The organism is Pseudomonas sp. LBUM1668 (assembly GCF_059695715.1).
This window is the reverse complement of record NZ_CP166787.1, coordinates 4,976,450-4,992,025: the sequence shown is the minus strand read 5'-3', so window position 1 is coordinate 4,992,025 and position 15,576 is coordinate 4,976,450. Positions and strand designations below refer to the sequence as shown.

At 57.8% G+C, this 15,576-nt stretch carries 16 protein-coding genes and 1 tRNA gene; 6 read left to right on the top strand and 11 right to left on the bottom strand.

Annotated features, from left to right (window positions below; genetic code table 11):
- Positions 1 to 58 precede the first annotated feature (58 nt).
- Positions 59 to 1,891, bottom strand: a complete 1,833-nt coding sequence (gene ggt, locus ACA061_RS22415) for a gamma-glutamyltransferase (protein ID WP_497300070.1) — start codon at positions 1,889 to 1,891, stop codon at positions 59 to 61.
- 269 nt (positions 1,892 to 2,160) lie between these two features.
- On the opposite strand from ggt, the gene ACA061_RS22410 reads away from it, so the two are divergent.
- Entirely contained in the window at positions 2,161 to 3,273 is a 1,113-nt protein-coding gene (locus ACA061_RS22410) for a DUF2817 domain-containing protein (protein WP_497300069.1), read from the top strand.
- A gap of 152 nt (positions 3,274 to 3,425) precedes the next feature.
- On the opposite strand, the gene ACA061_RS22405 is transcribed toward ACA061_RS22410, so the two are convergent.
- Genes ACA061_RS22405 through ACA061_RS22390 form a run of 4 tightly spaced genes read right to left on the bottom strand, consistent with a single transcriptional unit; the run spans position 3,426 to position 5,574 of the window.
- Positions 3,426 to 3,821, bottom strand: coding sequence for a bacteriocin immunity protein (locus ACA061_RS22405; protein ID WP_497300068.1), 396 nt, complete (start codon positions 3,819 to 3,821; stop codon positions 3,426 to 3,428).
- Positions 3,773 to 4,033, bottom strand: coding sequence for a bacteriocin immunity protein (locus ACA061_RS22400; protein WP_497300067.1), 261 nt, complete (start codon positions 4,031 to 4,033; stop codon positions 3,773 to 3,775). Before ACA061_RS22400 ends, ACA061_RS22405 begins: the two co-directional genes overlap by 49 nt.
- Positions 4,034 to 4,064: 31 nt before the next feature.
- The gene (locus tag ACA061_RS22395; RefSeq protein WP_497300066.1) at positions 4,065 to 4,322 is read right to left on the bottom strand and encodes a bacteriocin immunity protein; all 258 of its coding nucleotides are present in this window, start codon (positions 4,320 to 4,322) and stop codon (positions 4,065 to 4,067) included.
- A 4-nt stretch (positions 4,323 to 4,326) separates the two neighbouring features.
- Complete coding sequence (locus ACA061_RS22390; RefSeq protein WP_497300065.1) at positions 4,327 to 5,574, bottom strand: pyocin-S2/colicin E7-DNase domain-containing protein; 1,248 nt, start codon at positions 5,572 to 5,574, stop codon at positions 4,327 to 4,329.
- A 333-nt stretch (positions 5,575 to 5,907) separates the two neighbouring features.
- Between ACA061_RS22390 and ACA061_RS22385 the strand changes: the two genes are divergently transcribed.
- From ACA061_RS22385 to ACA061_RS22370, 4 genes are all read left to right on the top strand, one after another.
- Complete coding sequence (locus ACA061_RS22385) at positions 5,908 to 6,303, top strand: helix-turn-helix domain-containing protein (protein ID WP_497300064.1); 396 nt, start codon at positions 5,908 to 5,910, stop codon at positions 6,301 to 6,303.
- Positions 6,304 to 6,384: 81 nt separating this feature from the next.
- Positions 6,385 to 6,609 (top strand): SymE family type I addiction module toxin, encoded by a 225-nt coding sequence (locus ACA061_RS22380; RefSeq protein WP_497300063.1) that lies wholly within the window; start codon positions 6,385 to 6,387, stop codon positions 6,607 to 6,609.
- A gap of 724 nt (positions 6,610 to 7,333) precedes the next feature.
- Complete coding sequence (locus tag ACA061_RS22375) at positions 7,334 to 7,648, top strand: type II toxin-antitoxin system RelE/ParE family toxin (RefSeq protein WP_030129685.1); 315 nt, start codon at positions 7,334 to 7,336, stop codon at positions 7,646 to 7,648.
- 4 nt (positions 7,649 to 7,652) lie between these two features.
- Positions 7,653 to 7,991 (top strand): helix-turn-helix domain-containing transcriptional regulator, encoded by a 339-nt coding sequence (locus ACA061_RS22370; RefSeq protein ID WP_030129686.1) that lies wholly within the window; start codon positions 7,653 to 7,655, stop codon positions 7,989 to 7,991.
- Positions 7,992 to 8,084: 93 nt separating this feature from the next.
- Here the strand turns inward: ACA061_RS22370 and ACA061_RS22365 are convergent, their stop codons facing one another.
- The 3 genes from ACA061_RS22365 to ACA061_RS22355 form a co-directional block, all read right to left on the bottom strand.
- The gene (locus tag ACA061_RS22365; protein WP_497301984.1) at positions 8,085 to 8,237 is read right to left on the bottom strand and encodes a helix-turn-helix transcriptional regulator; all 153 of its coding nucleotides are present in this window, start codon (positions 8,235 to 8,237) and stop codon (positions 8,085 to 8,087) included.
- Between the two features lie 695 nt (positions 8,238 to 8,932).
- A tRNA-Met gene (locus ACA061_RS22360) sits at positions 8,933 to 9,009 on the bottom strand.
- 114 nt (positions 9,010 to 9,123) lie between these two features.
- The gene (locus ACA061_RS22355; protein ID WP_497300062.1) at positions 9,124 to 11,181 is read right to left on the bottom strand and encodes a methyl-accepting chemotaxis protein; all 2,058 of its coding nucleotides are present in this window, start codon (positions 11,179 to 11,181) and stop codon (positions 9,124 to 9,126) included.
- 445 nt (positions 11,182 to 11,626) lie between these two features.
- On the opposite strand from ACA061_RS22355, the gene ACA061_RS22350 reads away from it, so the two are divergent.
- Positions 11,627 to 12,844: an MFS transporter gene (locus ACA061_RS22350; RefSeq protein WP_150605270.1), complete on the top strand. Its 1,218-nt coding sequence runs from the start codon at positions 11,627 to 11,629 to the stop codon at positions 12,842 to 12,844.
- A gap of 157 nt (positions 12,845 to 13,001) precedes the next feature.
- Here the strand turns inward: ACA061_RS22350 and ychF are convergent, their stop codons facing one another.
- From ychF to ACA061_RS22335, 3 genes are all read right to left on the bottom strand, one after another.
- The gene (ychF, locus tag ACA061_RS22345) at positions 13,002 to 14,102 is read right to left on the bottom strand and encodes a redox-regulated ATPase YchF (protein WP_150605271.1); all 1,101 of its coding nucleotides are present in this window, start codon (positions 14,100 to 14,102) and stop codon (positions 13,002 to 13,004) included.
- A 22-nt stretch (positions 14,103 to 14,124) separates the two neighbouring features.
- Positions 14,125 to 14,709: an aminoacyl-tRNA hydrolase gene (gene pth / locus ACA061_RS22340; protein WP_003228164.1), complete on the bottom strand. Its 585-nt coding sequence runs from the start codon at positions 14,707 to 14,709 to the stop codon at positions 14,125 to 14,127.
- Between the two features lie 171 nt (positions 14,710 to 14,880).
- Positions 14,881 to 15,480 (bottom strand): 50S ribosomal protein L25/general stress protein Ctc, encoded by a 600-nt coding sequence (locus ACA061_RS22335; protein ID WP_150605272.1) that lies wholly within the window; start codon positions 15,478 to 15,480, stop codon positions 14,881 to 14,883.
- Between the last annotated feature and the right edge of the window lie 96 nt (positions 15,481 to 15,576).

Below are 15,576 nucleotides of genomic sequence, written 5' to 3'. Positions count from 1 at the left end.
AAACGCCCAGCGCAAAGGCCTACCTCCCGGTAAGCCTTTTCCGTTCACTGCGTAATCCTCAGTCCCCCAGCGCCTCTCCTTCACGCCGAGGATCCGCGCCACCTTCCAGCGATGCATTTCCCTGTGCATCCTTTACCCGCACGATGGCCTGGGTGCCGCTGGTCATATCGATTTCGTTAACGGTGTGGCCTTTGTCTTTCAATGCCTGAACCAGCGCCGGGCTGAACTGGCCTTGTTCAAGTTCAGTGGGGCCGTTGCGGCTGCCGAAGTTGGGGAGGCTGATGGCGCTTTGCGGGTCGAGGTTCCAGTCGAGCAGGCCGACGGTGGTTTTGGCGACGTATTCGATTATCTGCGAGCCGCCCGGCGAGCCGACGCTGGCGAGGAATTCGCTGCTGTTGCGGTCGAAGATCAGCGTGGGTGCCATGGATGAGCGCGGACGTTTGCCGGGTTCGACGCGGTTGGCGACTTTCTGGCCGTTCTCTTCAGGGATGAACGAGAAGTCGGTCATCTGGTTGTTCAGCAAAAAGCCCTGAACCATCAGGTGCGAGCCGAACGCGGCTTCGATGGTGGTGGTCATCGACACGGCGCCGCCGAGGTCATCCACCGCGACCACTTGCGAGGTGGAGATGCGCAGCGGTGAGCGATCCGGCGCGTAAGCCACTTGCACGCCCGGCGGTGTTCCCGGTTTGGCGCTGCCCATGCTGCGTTCGCCGATCAGGCTGGCGCGGCTGGCGAGATAGCCTGGGTCGACCAGGCCTTTGACCGGCACCGGCACGAAGTCAGTATCGGCGACGTATTGCGCGCGGTCGGCATAGGCCAGGCGTTCAGCCTCGGCGATCAGATGCACGGCTTGTGGATCGGGTTCGAGGCCGGCCGGTTTGTCAGTCTTGTGGGGTTTCAGCGGGGTCAGCGAAAGGCGCGGATCGCGGGTTTCCAGTGCCTGCAAGGTGCCGAGAATCTGCGCCACGGCGATCCCGCCCGACGACGGTGGCGGCATGCCGCAAACCTGCCAGCGTTTATAGTCAGTGCACAAAGGCGCGCGCTCTTTGGCTTTGTAACCTTGGAGATCATTCAACGACAGGCTGCCGGGATTGGCGTGGCCCTGCACCTTGGCGACGATCTCCTCGGCGATCGGGCCTGTGTACAGCGCGTCGGCACCTTCGCTGGCAATGCGTTTGAGCACGGCGGCCAAGGCTGGATTCTGCAGGCGAGTGCCGACGGCTTTCACGCTGCCATCGCCATTGAGAAAATACGCGGCCATGTCTGGCGAGCGGCGGATCACCGGATCGGACGCCAGCAACGAATACAGGCGCGGGGAAATCGCAAAACCCTGTTCGGCCAGTTTGATTGCCGGTTCGAACAGCTTCGCCCACGGCAGACGGCCGTGTTCTTTATGCGCCATCTCAAGCGCACGCAACACGCCCGGCGTGCCGACCGACCGGCCGCCAATCTGCGCCTGCGGGAATGGCATCGGTTTACCGTCCGCTTGCAGGAACAGCTTCTCGGTGGCACCGGCCGGTGCGGTTTCGCGACCGTCATAGGTGCGCACCTGTTTGCCGTCCCACAGCACGATCATCGCGCCGCCACCGATCCCGGAGGATTGCGGCTCAACCAATGTCAGCACCGCTTGCATCGCAATCGCGGCATCAATCGCTGAGCCGCCTTGACGCAGGATCTCCCGACCCGCTTCAGCGGCAAGTGGATTGGCCGCAGCGGCCATGTGTTTGCTGGCGTGACGGGTTTGCAGGTCGGTGCGATAACCGGAGGCGGCTTCCGGTGCCAGTGGCAAAGTCGAGGAGGGCGGGGCGTTGCACGCGGCGAGGGTCAGGGCGCTGATGATCAGCGTCAGGGCAGGCAGGCGAAAGCGGCTCAAGGGCAAGGCTGAAAACACGCGGGCTCTCCGTCCGTGGGGGAAAAAGTCTGTGGGACTTTATCGGCCGCTCGGGCGCGACGCAAACCGGTGGGCATTTTTGTCTTTCTTTTCAGGGCGGATGTTCGCTAGGGTCAAGCTCAAATTTATGGAGCACCAACATCCCCCTGTAGGAGTGAGCCTGCTCGCGATAGCGTCATTACGGCCAACATCAGTGTTGACTGAACCACCGCTATCGCGAGCAGGCTCACTCCTACAGATAAAGGCAAAAAAATCACAAGAGGCCAATAATGCACAGCGAGTTTCCCACCGAGTCCTGTTACCGCCATCAGCGCGAACAGTTTCTTGCCGCCGCGACCGCTGCTGGCGCGACCCTGACCTCTTATGCGCATCCACGTAGCGGGCCGTTTGGCGAGCCATTGAGCACCGACGTTGCCGTGCTCGGCGATCCGCAGGCGAAGCGGCGTCTGGTGATATTGAGCGGTACGCACGGGGTGGAGGGTTATTACGGCTCTGACTGTCAGATCGACTGGCTGAAAACGTTCGTGCCGGGTTCGCTGCCCAAGGATGTTGCCGTGGTGATGGTTCACCTGATCAATCCCTGGGGCACGGCGTGGTTGCGCCGGGTCAACGAAGACAACATCGACCTCAATCGCAATCACCTGGATTTCACCGGGCCGCTACCGGATAACCGCGCATACGCCGCACTGCATGAAATCTACGCCTGCCGCGACCTGAACGGCCCCGAGCGACAACGTGCCGATGCCTTGCTGGCTGCGCAGATCGAAGAGCAGGGCTGGCCGGCAGTGATGTCGATCGTCGAGGGCGGTCAGCACAGTCATCCCGACGGCCTGTTTTACGGTGGCCGCGCGCCGAGCTGGTCGAATCGCACGTTGCATCAAATCATCGAAGCGCATCTGGCTGGCGCTGAAACGCTGATGTGCTTCGACCTGCACACCGGCGCCGGTGAGTACGGCCATCCGATGTTGCTCACTATCACCCAAGCGCCTTACCCGGCACTCGCGCAGGCCCAGGCGATCTACGGCCCATGGCTCTACACCCTGCACACCGGCGCCGACACCCTGAGCGAAACAGGTGTTGCGGCGACGGCTACTGGCTACACCTCACAGGCGTTGCTCAATGCATTGCCGGACGTGCAACTGATGCCATTTGTTATTGAGTGCGGGACGTATCCGGGGCCGGTTGTGCATCGGCATCTGCGCGATGATCATTGGCTGCATCTGCATGGTGATCCACTGGATGCGACGGGGAGGGTGATCAAACTGAATCTGCTGGAGCAGTTTTATCCGGCGGATCCGGATTGGCGGGCGATGGTGGGGTTGCGGACTCGGCAGATTTGGGGGAGGGGGTTGGCAGCCCTTTCGGCAGAGAGTCCCGAATAGGTCAGGCGGAACTCTGTGGCGAGGGGATTTATCCCCGATGGACTGCGCAGCAGTCCCATTCATTTAATGAAGAGGCGGGGGGCGCTTCGCACCCCACCGGCGATAAATCCCCTCGCCACAGGTTCGGTGTTGTCTCAAGGTATAAAAAGCGCTTATTGCTTAAACCCGGGCAGTCCATTAGCAGCACGCCATGTTGCAACTGTACGGGTTATACCAGCGGACGATGTGTCAGCTCCGGGTTCAGGGTAATAAATGAGGTCCATCCCGCTTGGGTGGCCAACAACCTCGTTGAAGTGCCTCACCAGAACATCCGCACGCTCATCCGTTGGCGCCTTATCTTCCTTTCGGATTGCGTCTATGAATTTAGCGAAGCCTTGTTCGGTGTAGTCCGAGAAGCTGCTTTTGATAAATGGATCGTTCAGGCTGTCACCTTGTCCTTGACTCTGGATAGGGTGAGCCCCCGGCCTTTGTGCATAATCCACTGTCAGCTTGACTGCATTCAGGTGTTTCCACCGCTGAACCCTGGTAAACCCTGCGCGGCTCGCCATTGCTTTACAGTCTTGGTGATGCCCTCGGCAGAACTGTCTGCTGTTGGCTCTGGATAAAAAATCAAATCGGTTCCATCCGGGTGGCCGCAAAGCGTCCTGAATTGTGCCAGCAACTCACCAAGCTGTGCGTCTGAGCCGCTCTTATTGGCGGTCCGTACTTTTTCGATAAGACTTATAAACTCGGCTTCTGTGTAGTCCGATATTTTTGTCATGTAGTACTCGGTTTGAATGGATTGGATTGAATTACTGTTTGAATCCGGGCAGCCCCTTGCAGGCGCGCCATTTTTTTACGGTTTCGGTGATGCCTTCAGGGGTGCAATCAGCGTCATCCTCCGGCCAATAAATCAGGTCAGTACCCGCGGGATGCTCGGCGAGCTCACAGAATTTATCCAATAGATCCGCCAACACCATCTCTGGCGTGCCATCCCCATTAGAAGTGAATATTTCCTGCAATAAGCTAATGAATTGCACTTCGGTGTAATCAGTAATTTTATTTGCCATGAGGTTATTTCCGGTGAATATCTATATGGTTTTTTGGCGTGCTGACCCTTAAGTTCTCGATGCCATACACAGCACCACCGTCCGATACCCTTACAACGTGATGCAGTTCGTAAGTTTTTCTTTTACCCGCAGCATCTTGATACCGGGCATGAGGCGCGCTGGCACTGCGCATAAGCGCAATATTCTGCGGTTTAAATTGCTCAGCCAGTCCTGGATCATTCACAACCTCAGTCCAAAACGCCTTTCTGAAGGCATCGAAGCTCGAAAACTCCCGCCCCTTGAGCCTATCCGCAATCCGTGTCGGAATCGGCACGCCTATCCCCGTTCCCGCCCCAGCAAGCCATATCCCCGAAACATCCTCTCCAATCCCTGTCACCGTACCCGGCGTCAGTCTGGCCGGCCTCGAAAACACCACATACAGCGACTTCAGCCCAGTGTCCGCCGGGAACACCAGAATACAATCCTCGGCAGTCATGTCCTCGCCGGGCAGGCCTTCTATCTTGCTGTCGGTGTTCTCCGCGATTGGATGAACAAGGATCGTGTTCAGTTGCTCGCCGTGTTCCGGATAGACCAGCGGCGGCATTGAACCGAGTGGCCCGCGTTGCGGCGTCCATAGAATCGTAATGCCGTTGAGCTTGGCCTCCATCGCAGTCTTGTCGCGGTTCCACTCGACTTTGACGGTACGCACCGAATCATCGCCCGAGGCGCCGGTGTGGATGCCGTAAATCTGCATGACCCCTTCGGCGTCACGCCGGAATTGAAAACGCACGCGCGTGGTGGCGCGGCTCATGTCGCGCAGCTGTTGATCGTTGTACAGCGTGCCGTCGCCCATCCTGGTCGGGAGCATCCCGAGGATGAAAATGCTGGCCGGCCCGCCTGCGCCACGTATTGCCCAATTGAGGCGCTGCTGCAGAATTCCGCCACCGGCCAAACGGCCCAAGGCGAGATCGGCGCCTATCGCCGTCGCAATCGTGGTGCTGGCAGAGGGGAAGAGCATGGCGCCCGCGACCATGATCCTGCCGAAGTTCGAGGCGGGTTCCAGTGCAGTGCCCGCGTCCGTTCGACACCAGTTACCCGCCGTGCAGGACTTGGCGAACACCAGATCTTCACGGGGCTTGGGCGTTGGCCATTCATCCTTTTCGATGTACATCGGCTCTGGCGCGGGGGGCGGATTCCAAGCAGCCCATGAGCCGCCGCCGTGCGGATGCTTCCAGGGCCAGTCTTCGTCGAAGAGGGATTTGAATCGAGCCATGACAACTCCCTGTATGGCTTTGAATCGAGCCAGGGAAGCTTGTCGGTCAATGGGGAATTCGGGCAAACCGATGGGTTGAGTTTCACGCGCCTGGATTTACGAAAAATCCAATTCGTACCTGGATCGAACTCGTTTCCTACAGCGCTATCTCGGTCCGTTCATTGGCGATTGATTCAGGTGAATCAAGGGCATTTCGCGTTTGTAGTCTTTCTGTTTGGATGGCGTGTAAATCCACATTTCTCCTACAGCATAATCAGGTCGACAGCCTACGCGGTGCTGCATGAGGATGTTTTGACGGTTCCCGGGATGGGTCTTTATAAAAGGATAAGTCCGTTGAGCATCTCTAATGAAAAAGACCGAGATTTTCTGGTGGCGATGGGCAGTCGCATTGCTCACTTACGCACAGTGCACGAGATCACCCAGACTCGGTTTGCACGGGCTTTAGGTCTTTCCCGGCAGACCTTTCAGGGCTACGAGGAGGGCACCCGCAGCATGCCGGTAACGACACTGGTGAAGATGGCATTTGCGCTTCGCGTTCCTGTTGAAGATCTGCTCGGGGTTCCCTCGTACACGGAGACGCCCAGACGCAGCTTGACCTCGACGTGGTATCGACGGCTGCAGTCCATCAATGAGCTTTCGAAGGTCCAACAGAAGGTCATTGCGCAGATGCTCGACGCCTTGATCGCACAGGCAGCGACCAAAACAAGCGACGAAGAAAGAGAAGTTTGATGTAAACCAAAGAACGCGGAACCAAGGTGCGACAACACCTTGGCCCCGCTAACCAAAAGCAGCTGATAAAGGAGCTGAACCATGGCTAAGGCCGATCATACGTCATCAACCCCCATCACTGAACGCCGGTTGAAAATCGCCGCTGATTTTTACCCGGTCCACACAAAGGACAAAGCCTACAGTCCCGGCAAACCCGTACCCTGGATCAGGCTACGCGGAATGTGGTTGCGACAGGCGGGATTCGAGGTGAACGAGAACGTTAAAGTCCGCGTGATGAAAGGGTGCTTGGTGATTACCGCGGAGTAACGGATTACCGAGACTTTTCTACAGGCATAAAAAAACGGCCTACCTTTCGGTAAGCCGTTTTTAATACTTGGTGTTACACAGGCATTTGAACTGAGCGCCTAACCATATGTATTTATTGAATATTTGTCTTTCTGTTTGCGTGACGGATACATCTGGGGATACATGGCGCTCGCTGCTAGGTACTTTTTGGCATTTTTTCTTTCCGCCAGAAGGGGCCCGAAAGCCACCATTCGGAAAGCATGTTCGCTCCGACGAGCTGTATCACACTAACGGCTGTGGACTTCCGAGTTTTGGCCCTTTGCTCGTCAGCGCCCCGGGGCTCTGCGCTGACCGGAACTTATCTTCTCGATTCGCCGTTGATGGTTTGCCCATCTCCACCCAAGCTTCGTAACCATCGACGTCGATCAGCACTCGCCCGTCAGGTGCCTTTCGCCAAACGTGATCTTTACCCCAAGTGCCGTCAGCGATCTTTGCTCGAATCGCTGCCTCAGTGTACCCAGAGTCGCTGGAAAACTTTCTGACAGTCACATAGCGCATTTTTCGCATTCCTCAGCTTGATCGTCTACATTTCGGCTCACCGCAAGCGTGAATGGCGCGCCACTTGATCCTGAGAGCTCGAGGCCCAGGTGGAAGGCGTTTTTCACTGTACAAATGGACACCCATCGACCCAATCCACTCGATGAACTTTATCAATTAGTAATTTGTCCCTTTAAAGGTACACTGCATGTATGAAGTGAAGCACGCCCACACTGACAACGATGTCGATCTGTACCAGTGCTGGCTTGACTCACTTCGAGACTCCAGGGCAAAAGCGCGCATCACCACTAGAGTGGAGCGGGCCGCCCTAGGTAATTTTGGTGATCACGCCCCCGTAGGCGATTCAGTCTACGAGTTGCGCATCGATTACGGTCCCGGTTATCGGGTGTATTACGTCATTTCCGGCACGTTGGTTTTACTCTTGCTGGGCGGCGGAACGAAGCAAAGACAGCAAAACGACATCGATCAATCAATAGAAATTTGGAAGGCGCTGAAGGGGTAGCAAAATGAAAAGCGTAAGCAATCACGAGGACAGTGTTCTCGAAATGCTGCGCACAGACGAGGACTTTGCTCTTGAGTATCTCGTTGCAGCACTAGAGGAAATTGACGAAGAGGGCGGTGAGTCTGTTTTTCTTACCGCGGTACGCCGTGTAGTAGAGGCGAGAGGCGGGTTTGCCGCTGTTTCCAACACAACCGGACTGAATAGAGGGAATCTCTATAGACAATTTTCAGCAGATGGAAACCCAGGCCTGTCTACGCTACTGAAGGTATTGTCCGCTGTAGGGCTTGGACTGTCGAAAGTGGTAACTCATAGCCAGGATGATCAAGAACACGCAGCAGCCTGATCAGCAATTGCAAACAGAAGCCCGGCCCAGCGCCGGGCTTTTCGATTCTGGTCTATGTGTCCCGCCCTCCAGCACTTCAATCTCCGACTGGGTTTAGATCGAACATCCATTTAACGATTGCTGACCGACGTCAGGCCACCGAGTTGGGCCTATCCGGATCTGTCTTGGGAAGGTGCCTTTCTTCATTCGACGATAAACCGTGGCGCAACTGAGACCGGTGATGTGAAGCACCTCGTCGAGGCGCATGAAACGATCAATGCTCTCTGTCATCTCCTAATATCTCTCAGTTTTGGCGGTGCCTTTCGCGGTCTACCGACCTTCGGTGCCTTGTTCTCGCCGTCTCGGCAGGCACGCAGGAACTCCCGAACATCCGCCTTCAGCCAGCAGTGTCTGGTGCCCATTCTGAAACTCTTTGGTAACCAGCCTACGCCCCGAGTCATCCCCTGGCTGACCGCCGCCTCGGTGCATCCCAGCATCTTGCCCAGGCCGGCGACAAATACCACTTCGCAGTCATCGTCCAAAGGCATCGCTCGACTCCATTCGAGAAAATGAAAGCGTAGCAGCGCTGCTTTGATCGGGGCATGAAACAAACTGCTTACTGCTCATTCGCCGACGAGCGCTCCGAGTCTCTGGAAATGCTCGATGCCTGGGGGGTTGTGTATAGCCTTTGTTTAAGCGATGCCCAGGGGTTGCGTATAGCCGGCTTAGGAAGCGTGAGGAGGTGCCGGTAGCCCGGCCAATGCGGTATCGGAGAGGGGCGGCGCTTTATCTCTGAACGCTTCATCTGACCTGTATCCCTTCGGTTCAATTATTTGCCGAGGATACACAGAGGGAAGGTATAGGGGGATACAAGGAGGGATAGCCAGAAACAAGAAAACCCGCACTAGGCGGGCTTCTTGTTTTGATTCAGAGACATCTAGAGACATCTGTGAATCAGTACTTGGTGGCTACACAGGGACTTGAACCCCGGACCCCAGCATTATGAATGCTATGCTCTAACCAACTGAGCTATGTAGCCAAGTGGCGCGCATTATTCCCCTGAAATGAAAAAGCGTCAAGCGTAAATTTAAAATATTTCTTCTTATTTTCAACCGCTTATCCTCCGGCCCCGAAAATCGTGCCGGGCAGGGCATCAACGCAGCTGAAATCTCGCGGTGTTGGCGCTCAAGGCATGACTGCCCTGACTCAAGGTGTCCGCCGCCAGATTCACCGCGCGCGCGCCTTCGAGCAATCGCACCGCTGCCTGATCGACTTGCTGGATATTGCTGCTGACCTCGTCGGCTGTAGTCGCTTGCTCTTCAACCGCTGTGGCGATCTGCGCCAGGGTGTCGGTGACGCTTTGCACGGCGCTGGCAATTTCGCCCAGGCGTTCGCCCAGCCCGGTCACTGCTTCGGCGTCCGTTTGTGCCTGGCCGCAGGCGGCTTCCATCAGGCTCACTGCTTCGTTGACCGTGGCGCGCAGGCTGTCGACCGTGCCGGCGATCTGCGCGGTGGACGATTGCGTACGTTGCGACAGGCTGCGCACCTCATCGGCGACCACCGCGAAACCGCGACCCTGTTCCCCGGCGCGCGCGGCTTCGATGGCTGCGTTGAGCGCGAGCAGGTTGGTCTGCTCGGCCACGCCGCGAATGGTGTCGACCACCAATTGAATCTGCTGCCCTTGCTCGCTGACCCGACCCAGCGCCGCAGCGGTGTCGTTCAAGCGTTGGTTGAGCTGTTGAATGCTCGCTGTGGTGCGCTGGCTGTCGCGGCTGCTGTCGGCGGCGATGCGCCGAGTGTGCTGGGCGCTGCCAGAGGCCTGTTCGCAGCTCTGTGCCACGCCTTGGGAGGTCGCCGCCAGTTGCGTGGCCGCAGCGGCGATCTGGCTGATCTGCAACTGCTGTGCTTCGACTTCGTTGAGGGCGCCACTTGAATGATCGTTGAGGCTGCGAACCGCGTTGCTCAGTTGTGAAGTCTCGTGATCGACGCCGATCATGCTGGTGCGCAATTGCACCACGGCGACGTTGAGGGCGGTGCTGATCGCCGCCAGTTCGTCGTGTCCCACGACCGGTACTTGTAGGCTCAGATTGCCGTCGCGCAGGGCTTCGGCAAGAACGGTGATGCCGCTGGCGCTGCGGCGGATCGAGGCTTGCAGGCAGATGAACAGGTACAGCGCCGCCAGCAGCAGACAGCCGAATACCGCCGCGACGATGATCAGCTGGCGAACCGCCGAGCCGTGATGGTCTTCGAGGCGCTGATCCAGCGACATCAGTGATTGCTGGCGCAGGGCGGCGAGGTCGGTCAGCAACCCGTCAAGGCTGCGTTCGAAGTCTTCCGGTTTGAGATTGATGCTGCCACCGAACACGCCGTCGTCCAGCACTTTGAGGCCGCTGTCCAGGTGTTTGAGGCTGTCGTGGTATTGGCTGGCCCAGGATTGCAGGCCTGGGGGCAGGCGCGCTTCCAGCAGGCCTGCGGTTTTGACCAACTGCTCACGGGCATCGCCGATACGGCTGCGCAGATCGCGCAACTGCAAGCGACTTTGCAAAGTGAACTGGCCGGACACCACCGAAGCCTGACCGACCGCCGCGAGGCGCCCGACCCGCTCGATCAGGTCCGGTGCGTGCTGCGTGGAAATCTGCGTGAGCAGATAGGTTTCCAGCCATGGCGCGAGGGTCAGGCGGTTGTCCATGACGATTTGCTCGCGCAGCGCTTGCAGGGCGCTGAGGGCGTTGGTGAAACGGTCGTAACCGTCCGGCCACCAGCCGACGCCGCTGAGGCTTTTCGAGTCGAGGCCAGCGAGCGCGGTTTGCAGCGCCTGATAGCGGGTGAGGGTTTCGCCTTCGGCGCCCTCGTTATTCAGGGCATTGCCCAAGTCAGTGGTGGCTTGCTGGACAGCCGGCTGCACAGCATCGAACGCAGCCATGGCGGCGAGCGTCGCGGGCGTCGGCTGACGATTGGTTTCCGTTGCTCGCCAACGGGCGGCGCGGTCGCGCTGGGCGGCGAGCAAGTTATCGAGCGCATCCAGCGCGAGCAACTGACGTACGCCGGCGCGTTCACCGGAAATCAGATTGAGCTTGTCGCGATAGTCCTGGCCGATCATCAACAGGCTGCCGGCCAACGGCAGAATGAATAGCAGAAACAACAACTGGAATTTACGTGCGAAGCCAAACCGCCCCAGCAATTTGATCCCCGGTGATAGGAAAGCCTGCATGCCCCATGACTCCTCTGGACACCACGCACCAATGGCGTGCATCGCGGTCGGTCGACGTTGATGTTGTGCCCTGCTAAAAGGCCTCGAAAGTTCACCCTCGTTCGCTCTGTGGGCAAACTTTGTAGCGAAACTTCCCATTGTCGATCACCTTTGTAAGGCGACCGCGTTCAAGCGGAGAAGCAAGGCAAGATTCAGACCATGGCGTTGCGCTATCACCCGATCAATCACCCGTCCCCGTGTAGGAGCTGCCGAAGGCTGCGATCTTTTGATCCTGTCTTCTCAAATACAAGATCAAAAGATCGCAGCCTACGGCAGCTCCTACAAGTTTGATCAGGCGATCAGTTGGTAAGTTAGTTAGCTGGCTAAGGGGATAGCGCTCGCGCACTGAAAAATGGCACATTGACGCACCTGCCTACGTGCACCTATCTGCTGTCCGGAATTTTCCATGGCTATCAGCAACGCTCCGACCGCCGCTGTTTCGGCGTCCGCTCCACCCCAAAGCAGCCCACTGGTGATGCGCATCATCGGCGCGGTGGCGCTGGCGCATCTGATCAATGATCTGATCCAGTCGGTTTTGCCGTCGATCTACCCGATGCTGAAGGCCAGCTACGGCCTGACCTTCACCCAGATCGGCCTGATCACTCTGACCTTCCAGCTGACCGCTTCGCTGTTGCAGCCCTGGGTCGGGTATCACACCGATCGGCATCCAAAACCATGGCTGTTGCCGGCGGGCTCAATTTGCACGCTGATCGGCATTGTGATGATGTCAGTAGTCGGCAGTTTTCCAATGATTCTGCTGGCGGCGGCGCTGATCGGCATCGGCTCCTCGACCTTTCACCCCGAGGCATCACGGATCGCGCGACTGGCCTCGGGTGGGCGCTTTGGTCTGGCGCAGTCGACCTTCCAGGTTGGCGGTAACGCCGGTTCCGCGTTCGGGCCATTGCTGGCGGCAGCGATCATCATTCCGTTCGGTCAGGGCAATGTGGCGTGGTTCGGTTTGTTCGCGGTGTTTGCGCTGTTCGTGCTGTACCGCATCAGTCGCTGGTACGCCCATCACTTGAACCTGTTCAAACTCAAGGCGGGCCAGGCGGCGACTCACGGGCTGTCGAAGGGCAGGGTGACCAGTGCGTTGGTGGTGCTCGGATTGCTGGTGTTCTCCAAGTATTTCTACATGGCCAGCCTCACCAGCTATTTCACGTTCTACCTGATCGAGAAGTTCGACCTGTCGGTGGCCAGCTCGCAGTTGCACCTGTTCCTGTTTCTTGGTGCAGTGGCGGCGGGCACGTTCTTCGGCGGGCCGATTGGCGACAAGATCGGACGTAAGGCTGTGATCTGGTTTTCGATTCTTGGAGTGGCGCCGTTTACGCTGCTGATGCCTCACGTCGATCTGTTCTGGACCAGTGTGCTCAGCGTGATAATCGGCTTCATCCTCGCCTCGGCGTTCTCGGCGATTGTGGTGTACGCGCAGGAGCTGGTGCCGGGGAATGTCGGGATGATTGCCGGGATCTTTTTCGGTCTGATGTTCGGTTTTGGCGGGATAGGTGCGGCGCTGCTTGGGCATCTGGCGGATGTGCACGGGATTGAGTACGTGTATTTCCTGTGTTCGTTCTTGCCGTTGTTTGGGGTGTTGGCGATCTTTTTGCCGAGGACCAAAAAGGCCTGAAGATCAAAAGATCGCAGCCTGCGGCAGCTCCTACATGGGATGGATGTAAACCTGCAGGAGCTGCCGAAGGCTCGGGCCGCGATCGGACGATCTTTTAACAATCTGTCAGGCACAAAAAAGCCGCGTCTAGAACGCGGCTTTTTCGTGGGTGCAGATTTTATACGTTGAAACGGAAATGCATCACGTCGCCGTCCTTGACGATGTAGTCCTTGCCTTCCAGACGCCATTTACCAGCCTCTTTGGTGCCGGCTTCGCCCTTGTACTGGATGAAGTCGTTGTAGGCGATCACTTCGGCGCGGATGAAGCCTTTTTCGAAGTCGGTGTGGATCACGCCAGCAGCCTGAGGTGCGGTGGCGCCGACTTTGACGGTCCAGGCACGAACTTCTTCGACGCCGGCGGTGAAGTAGGTCTGCAAGTGCAGCATTTCGTAACCGGCGCGAATTACGCGGTTCAGGCCCGGCTCTTCCAGACCCAGGGCCTCGAGGAACATGTCCTTCTCTTCACCGTCATCGAGTTCGGCGATTTCCGCTTCGATCTTGTTGCAGACCGGCACGACGATGGCGCCTTCTTCTTCGGCGATGGCGCGAACCACGTCCAGGTGCGGGTTGTTCTCGAAACCGTCTTCAGCGACGTTGGCGATGTACATGACCGGCTTGGTGGTCAGCAGGTGGAAGCCTTTGATCACTGCTTTTTCGTCAGCGCTCATGGACTTCATCAGGCTGCGTGCAGGCTTGGCTTCGGTGAAGTGAGCGATCAGTTGCTCCAGCAGAGCCTTCTGAACGACCGCGTCCTTGTCACCGCCCTTGGCATTGCGCGCGACTTTCTGCAGTTGCTTCTCGCAGCTGTCGAGGTCGGCGAAGATCAGTTCCAGGTCGATGATTTCGATGTCGCGTTTCGGGTCGACGCTGTTGGAAACGTGGATCACGTTTTCGTCTTCGAAGCAGCGCACCACGTGAGCGATGGCGTCGGTTTCGCGAATGTTGGCGAGGAACTTGTTGCCCAGGCCTTCACCTTTCGAGGCGCCGGCAACGAGGCCTGCGATGTCGACGAATTCCATGGTGGTCGGCAGGATGCGCTTGGGATTGACGATGGCCGCCAGTGCGTCCAGACGTGCATCGGGCATCGGCACGATGCCGCTGTTCGGCTCGATCGTGCAGAAGGGGAAGTTCTCGGCCGCGATACCGGATTTGGTCAGCGCGTTGAACAGGGTGGACTTGCCGACGTTAGGCAGGCCGACGATGCCGCAATTGAATCCCATGGTGTTTCCCCTCGGATAAGAGTCAGGCCTTCTGGCTGTGCAGGTTTTTCATCGCACGGTTCCATTCTCCGGCGAGGATATCCGGCAGCACGCCGAGGGCAAAGTCGATGCTGGCATCGAGTTTTTCCTGTTCGGCGCGTGGCGCACGACCCAGGACGAAATTTGAAACCATACTGGCGACGCCCGGGTGGCCGATGCCAAGCCGCAGACGGTAGAAAGTATTCTGATTGCCCAGTTGCGCGATGATGTCGCGCAACCCGTTGTGACCGCCATGGCCGCCGCCCTGCTTGAGCTTGGCGACGCCCGGAGGCAGGTCGAGTTCGTCGTGCGCCACCAGGATTTCTTCAGGCTTGATGCGAAAGAAACCGGCGAGTGCCGCCACGGCCTGGCCGCTGCGGTTCATGTAGGTGGTGGGAATCAGCAGACGAACATCCTGACCCTGATGCGAGTAGCGCCCGGTCAGGCCGAAATATTTGCGATCGGCGACAAGGTTCACACCTTGTGCGGCTGCGATGCGCTCAACAAAAAGGGCCCCTGCGTTATGCCGGGTCTGTTCGTATTCAGCGCCTGGATTTCCCAGGCCAACGATCAGTTTGATGGCAGTCACGATAGGGGCCCTTCCTTGGAGTGGTGGATAACATCGCCGCAATCAGGGAGAGCGGCGAAAGTGGACGAAAAAAGCTCATTTACCATAGATGTAAACTCCGCGTTCTCGCCCGCTTTCTCGCTACGTTCCAGTCCGCGATGTTACTTGATCACTCCGGCGTCACAGAGTGAATTACTCTGCAGCGCCTTCTTCAGCTTCTGGAGCAACGCGTGGAGCGTGTACGTTTGCAACAGCTTTGTCGTCACCGTGAGCCAGTGCAACGAACTCAACGCCTTTAGGGGCTTTGAGGTCGGACAGGTGAACGATTGCGCCGATTTCCAGAGCCGACAGGTCGACTTCGATGAACTCAGGCAGATCTTTCGGCAGGCAAGTCACTTCGATTTCCGAAACAACGTGCGAAACTTCGCCGCCTTTCTTGATCGGAGCTTCTTCACCAACAAAGTGCACAGGCACGATAGCGGTCAGTTTCTGACCTGCTACAACGCGTACGAAGTCAGCGTGCAGAACGTGGCCTTTCGACGGGTGACGTTGCAGAGCTTTGATGATGACGTTCTGCTTGGTGCCACCAACGTTCAGCTCGATGATGTGGCTGTAAGCCGCTTCGTTTTCGAGCAGTTTGGCAACTTCTTTGGCCAGCATGCTGATGGATTCAGGGGCTTTTTCGCCACCGTAAACAACAGCTGGAACCAGAGCGGCGAGACGACGCAGGCGGCGGCTCGCACCTTTCCCCAGGTCGGAACGCACTTCAGCATTCAGAGTAAAATCGTTCATTTTGTATCTCCAAAATAGCCATGACCGAGCGGCGTTTGCGACCAGCGCCTAACACGGTATGGGCAAAAAAGCCCCGCCCCGACAGGAATGCCGGGG

Excerpts from the sequence above, each read along its gene's own strand:
- ACA061_RS22410 (WP_497300069.1), top strand. The coding sequence starts at position 2,161 with ATGCACAGCGAGTTTCCCACCGAGTCCTGTTACCGCCATCAGCGCGAA.
- ACA061_RS22405 (WP_497300068.1), bottom strand. The coding sequence starts at position 3,821 with ATGGCGAGCCGCGCAGGGTTTACCAGGGTTCAGCGGTGGAAACACCTG.
- ACA061_RS22400 (WP_497300067.1), bottom strand. The coding sequence starts at position 4,033 with ATGACAAAAATATCGGACTACACAGAAGCCGAGTTTATAAGTCTTATC.
- ACA061_RS22395 (WP_497300066.1), bottom strand. The coding sequence starts at position 4,322 with ATGGCAAATAAAATTACTGATTACACCGAAGTGCAATTCATTAGCTTA.
- ACA061_RS22390 (WP_497300065.1), bottom strand. The coding sequence starts at position 5,574 with ATGGCTCGATTCAAATCCCTCTTCGACGAAGACTGGCCCTGGAAGCAT.
- ACA061_RS22380 (WP_497300063.1), top strand. The coding sequence starts at position 6,385 with ATGGCTAAGGCCGATCATACGTCATCAACCCCCATCACTGAACGCCGG.
- ACA061_RS22375 (WP_030129685.1), top strand. The coding sequence starts at position 7,334 with ATGTATGAAGTGAAGCACGCCCACACTGACAACGATGTCGATCTGTAC.
- ACA061_RS22370 (WP_030129686.1), top strand. The coding sequence starts at position 7,653 with ATGAAAAGCGTAAGCAATCACGAGGACAGTGTTCTCGAAATGCTGCGC.
- ACA061_RS22365 (WP_497301984.1), bottom strand. The coding sequence starts at position 8,237 with ATGCGCCTCGACGAGGTGCTTCACATCACCGGTCTCAGTTGCGCCACG.
- ACA061_RS22355 (WP_497300062.1), bottom strand. The coding sequence starts at position 11,181 with ATGCAGGCTTTCCTATCACCGGGGATCAAATTGCTGGGGCGGTTTGGC.
- ACA061_RS22350 (WP_150605270.1), top strand. The coding sequence starts at position 11,627 with ATGGCTATCAGCAACGCTCCGACCGCCGCTGTTTCGGCGTCCGCTCCA.
- ychF (WP_150605271.1), bottom strand. The coding sequence starts at position 14,102 with ATGGGATTCAATTGCGGCATCGTCGGCCTGCCTAACGTCGGCAAGTCC.
- ACA061_RS22335 (WP_150605272.1), bottom strand. The coding sequence starts at position 15,480 with ATGAACGATTTTACTCTGAATGCTGAAGTGCGTTCCGACCTGGGGAAA.